This window comes from Bartonella sp. B1099, from assembly GCF_944801835.1.
Lineage (GTDB): Bacteria > Pseudomonadota > Alphaproteobacteria > Rhizobiales > Rhizobiaceae > Bartonella.
The window spans coordinates 166635-175996 of sequence record NZ_CALYLN010000003.1 but is presented as its reverse complement, the minus strand read 5'-3'; the positions used below and the strand labels follow the sequence as shown (position 1 = coordinate 175996).

Annotated in this window: 9 protein-coding genes; 1 reads left to right on the top strand and 8 read right to left on the bottom strand. The window is 35.5% G+C overall.

Features of this window, described 5'->3' with window-relative positions; all coding sequences use genetic code 11:
- Nucleotides 1-380 precede the first annotated feature (380 nt).
- From NNJ73_RS09340 to tatA, 8 genes are all read right to left on the bottom strand, one after another.
- Complete coding sequence (locus NNJ73_RS09340; protein ID WP_254493822.1) at nucleotides 381-767, bottom strand: Mth938-like domain-containing protein; 387 nt, start codon at nucleotides 765-767, stop codon at nucleotides 381-383.
- A gap of 446 nt (nucleotides 768-1213) precedes the next feature.
- On the bottom strand, nucleotides 1214-1675 hold the full coding sequence (gene yajC, locus NNJ73_RS09335) for a preprotein translocase subunit YajC (protein ID WP_254493821.1): 462 nt from the start codon (nucleotides 1673-1675) through the stop codon (nucleotides 1214-1216).
- 928 nt (nucleotides 1676-2603) lie between these two features.
- Entirely contained in the window at nucleotides 2604-3773 is a 1170-nt protein-coding gene (locus tag NNJ73_RS09330; RefSeq protein ID WP_254493820.1) for a M23 family metallopeptidase, read from the bottom strand.
- A gap of 168 nt (nucleotides 3774-3941) precedes the next feature.
- Nucleotides 3942-4601, bottom strand: a complete 660-nt coding sequence (locus NNJ73_RS09325) for a protein-L-isoaspartate(D-aspartate) O-methyltransferase (protein ID WP_254493819.1) — start codon at nucleotides 4599-4601, stop codon at nucleotides 3942-3944.
- A gap of 133 nt (nucleotides 4602-4734) precedes the next feature.
- Nucleotides 4735-6012, bottom strand: a complete 1278-nt coding sequence (gene serS, locus NNJ73_RS09320) for a serine--tRNA ligase (RefSeq protein WP_254493818.1) — start codon at nucleotides 6010-6012, stop codon at nucleotides 4735-4737.
- A gap of 61 nt (nucleotides 6013-6073) precedes the next feature.
- Nucleotides 6074-6856 carry a twin-arginine translocase subunit TatC gene (gene tatC, locus NNJ73_RS09315; RefSeq protein ID WP_254493817.1) on the bottom strand — a complete coding sequence of 261 codons (783 nt, stop codon included), beginning with the start codon at nucleotides 6854-6856 and terminating at the stop codon, nucleotides 6074-6076.
- A complete protein-coding gene (locus tag NNJ73_RS09310) occupies nucleotides 6853-7287 on the bottom strand; it encodes a twin-arginine translocase subunit TatB (RefSeq protein WP_254493816.1) in 435 nt (144 codons plus the stop codon). Before NNJ73_RS09310 ends, tatC begins: the two co-directional genes overlap by 4 nt.
- 69 nt (nucleotides 7288-7356) lie before the next feature.
- The gene (tatA, locus tag NNJ73_RS09305) at nucleotides 7357-7668 is read right to left on the bottom strand and encodes a twin-arginine translocase TatA/TatE family subunit (RefSeq protein ID WP_254493815.1); all 312 of its coding nucleotides are present in this window, start codon (nucleotides 7666-7668) and stop codon (nucleotides 7357-7359) included.
- Nucleotides 7669-8343: 675 nt separating this feature from the next.
- Here tatA and NNJ73_RS09300 point away from each other — a divergent pair.
- Nucleotides 8344-9204 (top strand): 23S rRNA (adenine(2030)-N(6))-methyltransferase RlmJ, encoded by an 861-nt coding sequence (locus tag NNJ73_RS09300; RefSeq protein ID WP_254493814.1) that lies wholly within the window; start codon nucleotides 8344-8346, stop codon nucleotides 9202-9204.
- The last annotated feature ends 158 nt before the right edge of the window (nucleotides 9205-9362 follow it).

Sequence of the window (9362 nt, the reverse complement as noted above, 5' to 3'; positions counted from 1 at the left end):
TTATAAAAATGGTCAAATGAATCACGTATAAAAGGATGGATTCTTAAGTGGATTCATATAAAATAATTGCACTCAACATATTGATTTTATTAATTTTTATGTATAATGTGTATTCTTATTTGAAAAATCCCTTTTATAAATCACCTCAACTGCCAGAGGCTTATCACTGATGTGATATACTAGGTCCTATAAGCTAAGACCTGCTCTGAATACTTGGAATACTTGCTGCTGTATTAAAGATACACTTAATCTATGAAGTTATGTATATTTTACGTTCCTTATATCACCGCCTTAAACGACGAAGGCATTTTACGATATAGAAAAATAACTACCTTTGTCTTCTATGCTAGACTAAGGTATTTATTTTATTAAACAATGCTTTATTCTACCGCAAATAATAATGCCGCAACAGCGCGATCTTCAGCCAATAAAACATTAAATGTACGTACCGCTGCTCCTGTACTCATTGTATCTGATGAAATACGCTTTTCCCATAAAAGAACCCGTAACTCTTCAGGCAATCGTAATAATTCAGTTCCAGTCCCTATTAATAAAACTTCAATCTCATTTGCTTCTTCTAAAACACGAGATAGATTCCCTTGAGTGGGAATAGGCTCTGCCATATCAATGCCATAAATTCCTGATGGGACACAAATAATAGAACCTCTATGTGACATATCAGCAAAACGAAATCCACCATTTCCATAAGCATCAATAGGCGCACGACTCGGGAAATGTGCTTCTCGAATTTGAATGGCATCTGACATAAATAAGCACCTTTTATTTTTTTTTAATCCTCTTATCTTTTACTTCTCACCATAAAAATTAACGGTAATACAAATAGTGATATGTTAACCCTAGCCCTTCAGAATATTGAGGTAGAGATTTTACTATAAAATTTTGATCGGATCATACAACAAATATATGAAAATTTAGCAATAAACTGCGATTAAATGCTATACTCATCTACCTTTTAAAAATTTTTCTGATTAATTAACACAAAGATAAGAAACTTCTCTTTATAGAAATAAGGGTATTGTTTAAAAGACAGTAAAATTTGCCGTAATATCCCATAAATAAAGCAACCATTTTAATCGCCTACAGAAAACAAAGACACCATTTTTTGTCGTGACTATAAAAATCATTCCTCCTAATGAAATTGTCCTTATATTTCGATATTTTTATAAAAATGCTTTTAAATTGCACTTACACTTTAAGATGCATTTTCCTTATTTTCCTTTGATACAGTTTTTTCCTCTTTAGAGATACTCACATTTTCTCTCACAGTCTTTTTAGACTTAGACTTTTGTGGTGTTTTCGTTTTAGCATTAAGTTTTGACTTTTTTTCTGCAATCGGCTGACCTTTAACACGTACATCCGCTAATGTTGAACGAACAACACGAATATTCATATTCTCACCAATTTCAACCTCTAGTTCACCACTCTCGTCGTGAACCTTCGTAACCTTGCCGATAATACCCCCACCCGTTATAACTGTATCACCACGACGGACTGCATTAAGCATCTCCTGCCGTTTTTTCATTTGGGCTCGCTGTGGACGAATGACAAAAAAATACATAATTGCAAAAATTAAAATGAATGGGACAGCGTTAACAAATGAAATTCCACTGGAAACATCGCCTGCACTTTGAGCATAAGCGTTCGTAATAGACATTTTTATCTCCTATAGTTAAACTTCAGGTATTTCCCACTCTCTTAAAATAAAACTTCGTTTCAGAAAAAAATCCTAAAGAATTTATTATAAAAAGTGATAATGATATAACGTAATTTCAGCTTTATGAAAATGCAATAAATCCTGAAGAGACAGAATACAATAAGAAAAATCTTTAAAAAACAGATTTATTTTTCTCTCTTATAATCCTACACTAGAAGCCTTTTCTCTTACTCAATAAATGAGATAAAACAATTTTTCTAATAGAAAACATTAATTTATAGAGATAATTCATTATTTTTTAATGTCGAATGATAGAGCTCAATACCGTAAAACGCTCTCACTTCAAACCCTTTGAATTCATCAAAACAATTTTCTTGCCCATCACACCTGTAAAATGAACATAAAGAAAAAACTCTTTATGATAAGAAGTCAAATATCTCTTCTCATGCCCCTCTCAAATGCAAGAGTATTGCGAGCGTTTTGTGTTGACAAATCGTATGATGCTCTTTGTCTTATGCTTCATAAACACAAAGATGATAATTTCTAATGCTCCCCAACAAACTACTCTTCTAAACCAATGATTTTTTGCTACTACATAACTTAGACATGAACCAATACCTTTTGATGATCAAACGTCATGATAAAGTCCATGAAACACGTCAATACTTCATCAAATATGACCAGCTTGGAAAAAAGGAGCAACATCACAGATTGATTATTCGACTCCTCAAACATTGCTTAGTGTCTTGAATCATCTACAAGGAGCAAATTGAACAGAAATATCATGTTATTGCAGAATTAGCACCTAAAGTAGAAGCTTTAGAAAATTTTAAAGGTTCTGATGCGTCCTATTGATTTAAGAAAATAAATTGTTTTCATGAAATTTCTATAAACTATAAGCGCATTGAAATTTAATGTCATCAATCAATTAGTTTTCTAAATATTTAAGAGGATCAACCGGTAACGAATTCTTACGCATTTCAAAATAAACACGTGGCGTTTTAACATTTCCTGAAACACCCGACTTCGCAATCTCATCACCGCGTCTTATCCTTTGTCCTTTGCTAACAACAAGCGTACTATTACATCCATAAATAGTGATAATATTATTTTCATGTCGAATCATAACAACATTACCCAGCTCTTTTAAGCCATCTCCCGCGTAAATAACGACACCATTTTCCGCCGCCTTTACCGATGATCCTTCAGGTACAGCAATGTCTATTCCTCGATTCATTATGGTTCCTTTTTTTTGACCAAACTGGCTTAATAAACGCCCTCGTACTGGCCAACGCATCTTAGAAATCCCTGTGGCTTGCGGCGTCTTAATATTATCTGTACGCGTAACGGTACTTGATAAATCAGATTCATGATTCAATTGCATCATCTGTTTAGAAGAATTTTTTTCAGAATTTGATCTGTTCACCTGTACAGAAGGTGGCGTTGTTACAGGAGCTTTATATATAGAAGAAGCTTTCTTGTTCTTTATAGAAGACGTCACCTGAGATTGAAATGAAGATTCTGCTTTTGACGTTGCCCAATCGTTATAACTGGGCACTTTTGAAGTTGCGAATGCACGCCTGCTTGGAAGCACAAGAACCTGACCAATATAAATGGAATTGCTGTTTATACCATTTGCTGATTTTAATGCCTCCACACTAACCCCTACTTGTCGTGCAATGCTGAGTAGTGTATCCCCACTCTGGACAATATAAGAGTTCTGCCGAAAAATAGGAGAGTTATCCATTTGTGAACGGGAAAGTGTTCCAAGATTACGTGGAGGCGCCCCCATAACGCGACCATCAGAAGAAACTCCCCTACCTTGCTGTGGAGAATTATCATCAATCCACGAATCATCACTTGGTTCTACAGGGGGCAATTCAGTGCTTTGTATCATTTCCCCACCGTACGATAGCATTCCCGGATCTGTAGACATAGAGTTCGCTATATTTGATTGAGATGATACCCTATGATGAGAGACAATATTGGAAAAACGTTGAGAACCAGAACTACAACCAGTAACAATCGTTACCACCGCTAAAAAAGTTATTCTCTGAAAATTATGCCGGAAAATTTTATCCAAAGCTTCTAAACACATCGTTTTGCTCACTCATCAATACTCAACTTACTCCATTAAAGCTTTTTTAAATTACCGAAGGGTTAAAATGTGATGCTTTATTCATAAATATCTTTAATTAAGATCAAAATGAATTTAATAGAAAATAAAAAAGTAAAATAATTTGCGCTATTTCTTAAACTTTAAAAATTAAAGTCTCTCCGCAATACCTTTAATAAAAGGTTGATAACGCACTTGAAACAGTTCTAAACACTCAAATCGACTCCCAATTTTTGTATAGCGCGTCACCGTTTGTACCCCTTCATCAGGTCCTATCGCCTGAATGAGAATTCCGTTTTCAGCTAAAAGTTCTAAAAATTCCTTAGGTTCATCAGAACGTGATGGCCAAATAAGAATGCGATCAAATGATCCCAAACCTGTCACACTATGGCTTCCATCAATCTGCCGTATAATAATATTTTCAATATCCAAAGCTTGAAATTTTTGGCGTGCTAAATCAACAAGCGTTTTATAACGATCAACCGTTGTCACACGATCACTCAGACATGCCATAAGAGCAGTACAAAAGCCAGAGCCTGTACCAATTTCTAAGACACGATGCTTTTTTTTCAACGATAGTGCCGAAAGAATTAAGAGTTGTTCTTCCAAACGTTCCATATATTCCCCACACTCAAGGGGAATAACTTTATTATCATAAGCACTATTAAACCACGGAGCAGAAACAAATTGTTGACGTGGAATTTTCTCTAATGCCGAAAAAAAGCGCATGTCATCAATGCCTTTGCTACGCATTTTCAGGACAAGAGCAGCCAACTCCTCACGAAATTGCAAAATACCCTTTTGCTCCATAGTATTATTCACTCTCTAATGGAGATGCATTTTTATTGTCCCTACAAACTACTTCTTTTAAAATGGCAAAACCTTGCGTTTGCATAGCATTCCCTCTTTGCAATAAACGCATATTGTTTCTCCTTTCCCAAAATTAAGCAGTAATACAACGCATGCCTCCCATATAGGGTTGTAAAACATCTGGAACAACAATTGACCCATCAGCCTGTTGATAATTTTCAAGCACAGCAATAAGACAACGGCCAACAGCCGTACCAGAACCATTAAGGCTATGAACAAAATGCAGTTTCTTATCGCCTTCTTTACGATAGCGAGCGTTCATACGTCGACCCTGAAAGTCCCCACAAACGGAACAACTAGAAATTTCACGATAACATTCTTGACCAGGAAGCCAAACCTCGATGTCATAAGTTTTACGTGCTGCAAACCCCATATCCCCCGTAGAAAGAACCACTGTGCGAAAAGGCAAATCGAGTCGTTTTAAGATATCTTCTGCACATTCCGTCATACGTTCCAATTCAATGAGAGACTGCTCTTCACTGGTAATCGAGACCATTTCTACCTTCCAAAATTGGTGCTGACGCAACATGCCGCGTGTATCACGACCAGCGGCTCCCGCCTCTGAACGAAAACAAGGAGATAAAGAAGAAAATCGCAGTGGCAAATCTGATATTTCAAGAATTTCATCGTTAACCAAGTTGGTTAATGGCACTTCTGCTGTAGAAATAAGCCATCGACCATCTGTTGTTTGAAAGAGATCTTCAGCAAACTTCGGCAATTGGGCTGCTCCGTAAACAATCTCATCACGAACAAGAAGAGGCACAGAAACTTCTGTGTAACCATGCTCATTGACATGCACATCAAGCATAAATTGTCCCAATGCTCGTTCTAGCCGCGCTAACGCCCCTGAAAGCACTGTAAAACGTGTTCCAGATAAACGACTAGCTCGCTCAAAATTCATCTGCTTGAGATCTTGACCAAGATCAAAATGCTCCTTTGGTGTAAAATTGAAGGTTGGAGATGTTCCAAAATGTCGAATGACAACGTTATCATTTTCATCTTTACCTTCTGGAACATCATCCAATGGAATATTGGGAAGTGCTGAAAGAATTTTTTCAAGACTTTCCGTCAGCTGTTTTTCTTCCGCTGTTGCAGAAGAAAGAAAGACTTTAAGCTCTTCAACTTCAGCTCTAAGCCGTTCAGCCATTTGCTGATCAGGTGTAGCTAAAGCTTGTCCTATTTCCTTTGAAATCGCATTGCGACGTTCCTGTGCTAATTGTACCTTAGCAACATGGGATCGGCGTGCAAGATCAAGTTGTATTAATCTCTCTGCTTGTGGTTCAAGACCTCTTCTTACAAGCGCTTTATCTAATTCTTCAGGATTTTCACGAATCCACTTAATATCAAGCATTAAAATTCCTCATTTATATTAGTTTTATTCATTTCTCATCGCGTAAGATTATACACTTTTCTTAAGCGGATTTTCTTCTCTTTTCTATACCGTAAGTAATTAAAATTGAGACCTCATAAAGCGCTATCGTTGGTAAAGCTACTGCAAACATCGTAAAAAAATCCGACGGCGTTATCATTGCCGCAATAATAAAAGAGAGGAGAATAGCCCATTTTCGTTTAGACACCAAATCATGAGACGTTAAAAGTCTAACTTTTGTTAACAGACTGATGACAAGAGGCAATTGAAAGATCAAACCAAAAATGAGGATAAACGACGTCATAAAGCCCAAATAATCAGAAATGCGTACGACAAACTCTATCTTTAATTGAGTATCTGGAAGAAATTGTTGAGAAAGGCTAAACCATAGTATTATTGGCGCCAATAGAGCATAAACAAACGCTCCTCCAATACAAAATAAAACAGGGCCACCAATGAGAAAGGGCAAAAAAGCCCTGCGTTCATTTTTATAAAGCCCTGGTGCAATAAAACTATAGAACTGAAAAGCCATATAGGGAAACGATAAAATAATTCCTCCAAAAGCAGCAAGTTTCATCTTTGTTAAAAAAGTTTCCCATACCTGCGTTGATTGCAAACGAATACTCTCAGGATACCCTCCTGCTATTTTCATTGCCCATTGATACGGCCATAGTAAAAAATTCAAGATATAATCTTTAACAAGAAAACACATCATAAAAGCGATCATAAATGCAACCAAAACCGAAATAATTCGCTGACGAAGTTCAATTAAATGTTCTAAAAGTGGTGCCATATTGGCATCAATCTCATCTTTTTTTACATTCATGACACATCTTTTTTATCTTTAGAAGCAATAGAAATACTTTCAGAATGATGAGAAGCACGAGAGACTGTCCTATCTTTCTTGATTGCCTTTTGATCACATGCCAAAAGTTCTTTATCTTTTTCTGATTTATGGTGAGTTGCCTTAATATCCAAATTATCGTGAATACCCTCTACTGTATTTTGAATGGAATCAAAAGTTTCTGCCAACTTCTTCCTTGAATCGTTCATATCCGAACATGTTTTTTGCAAATCATCGCTCTCAATTTGTTTTATTACATCATCAAACTGGTGACGAAGTTCATTTGCTGTTGAATGCATATAAGCTCTTACCTTTGCGATTGTCTTGAGTATTTTAGGTAAATCTTTCGGTCCAACGACAATGATGAGAACAAGTAAGATAACGATAAGCTCTGGTCCATCAATCCCAAACATCGCTTATACTCAACTTCCTCATAAAAAAATAATGCACAATGATGATGACGTTTTTGTTATTTACGTTTATTATTTGACACGCTGTTTTTTAACAACAGACACCTTGCCTCCTTTAGAGTGAGAGGAAGTCTTTCTGCGTGTTGCTACATGTTTTACCGATAACGGCTGAGATGGTTGAGATTCTCCATCAATTATTTGGGAAGAAGCAGCCATTTCAACGTTATCCTCAATGCCTCCCTCTTCTTCCTTCATATTCTTTTTAAAGGCTTTAATTCCCTTAGCAACATCGCCCATTAATTCAGAAATTTTACCGCGTCCGAAAAGCAAAAAAATAAGCAATAAAATTACAATTAAATGTGTTGGTGAAAAAATATTACCCATTAATCTCTACTCTATGCTTTTTATCTCACTTATTCATGCTACCTCTGAAGAATGTATCAAATATTGTATCCTATTTATATATTTTTTTCTCAACTTAAAAGAAATAACACGCTTTTTAATGGAAGAAGAATGATCGTCGTCAATTAATCAGCCAAATTTTTAAAAGATGCAACCTCACATTTTTCTAAATATTTAAGTGTAATACCGTAATATAGCCTCACTTAAAATGTGTATGAAATAACATTTATACGCGTGATCATATCTAAGAATATGTTTTATTAACGCGTAAAATAATACATTAATTTATAAGAATCATTCACTTGCACATTACAAGAAAGGTTAGCATAGAGAGATAAAAACTCTTAAATACTCTTCTAAACCAGCTTATGTGTCAAGAATCTAGAAAATAAGTCGTATAGGGATATGACGATACTCGCTTTCATCTTGATTCAATAAAGAGCTTCCATTGAAATGTTTGCCCTCTTCTTGTCCAACTTTCATAGAAAAGATTTAAAATCTTAATGAAATAAGTGTTCCCGTGACATTCATATTTTATGTGTATCACTTTTTGATGAGGGGCTTATTTGATTTCTTCAAGAAAATTTTTATGGATATCAATTCTATTATTCTATGCTAATAACCTGATACAGTTATCCATATGATAGAGTTTTTCCTATGAATTATCGGCATATTTACCATGCTGGCAATTTTGCTGATGTTTTTAAACACATTATTGTCATGCGTATTGTAGAGTATCTTAAACGCAAAGAAAAAGCTTTTCGCGTTATAGACACGCATGCTGGTATTGGTATTTATGACCTCTCTTCTTTAGAAGCCTATAAAACAGGAGAATGGCGCGAAGGTGTGCAACGAATTTTTTCAACGCCGATCCCTGAAGATTTAAGAGAACTTCTTTATCCATGGTGTGATATCATTGACACCCTCAATAAAGGAGAAAAAGAAATTGTATTTTATCCTGGGTCTCCTGTTCTTATTCGTCAATTATTACGGAAACAAGATCGCCTCACCGCAATAGAATTGCACAATGAAGATTATCATATTTTAGCAAAAAATTTTGCTGGCGATTATCAAACGAAAGTTCTGCATTTGGATGGTTGGCTTTCCTTAAATGCTCATTTACCACCAAAAGAAAAACGCGGGTTTATCCTTGTGGACCCTCCCTTTGAAAAAACTGGAGAATTTTCCCGCCTTATTGAGGGATTAATGAAAGCCTATCGCCGTTTTTCTGGAGGGATCTACGCTTTATGGTATCCTGTTAAACATGACAAAGAAATTGAAAGTTTTCTTCATGCGCTTTATCAAACAGGAATTCCTAAAATTTTACAGCTTGAAATGCGTATCCGAAAAAAATCAAGTCCACCAACAATGAATGGAAGTGGAATGGTTATTATCAACCCTCCCTATCTTTTGGAAAACGAAATTAAAAAGCTCAGCCCCTTTCTTATCAACCGTCTTGGACAAGATGAAAATGCTCAAATAACGTACAAATGGCTTCAAAAAGAACATCTAAATTAGACTTTGCTCTTATGTTTTTCTCTAAAAACACCCTTTTATAAGTTACAAAGGCAGTAAATCTCTATTATTTTTTTAGATAATATCAACATATAATATAATAATGATAAGCTTATAATGATTATGTGAATTATAGAACAATAAAGCTATTGAGCACCTCC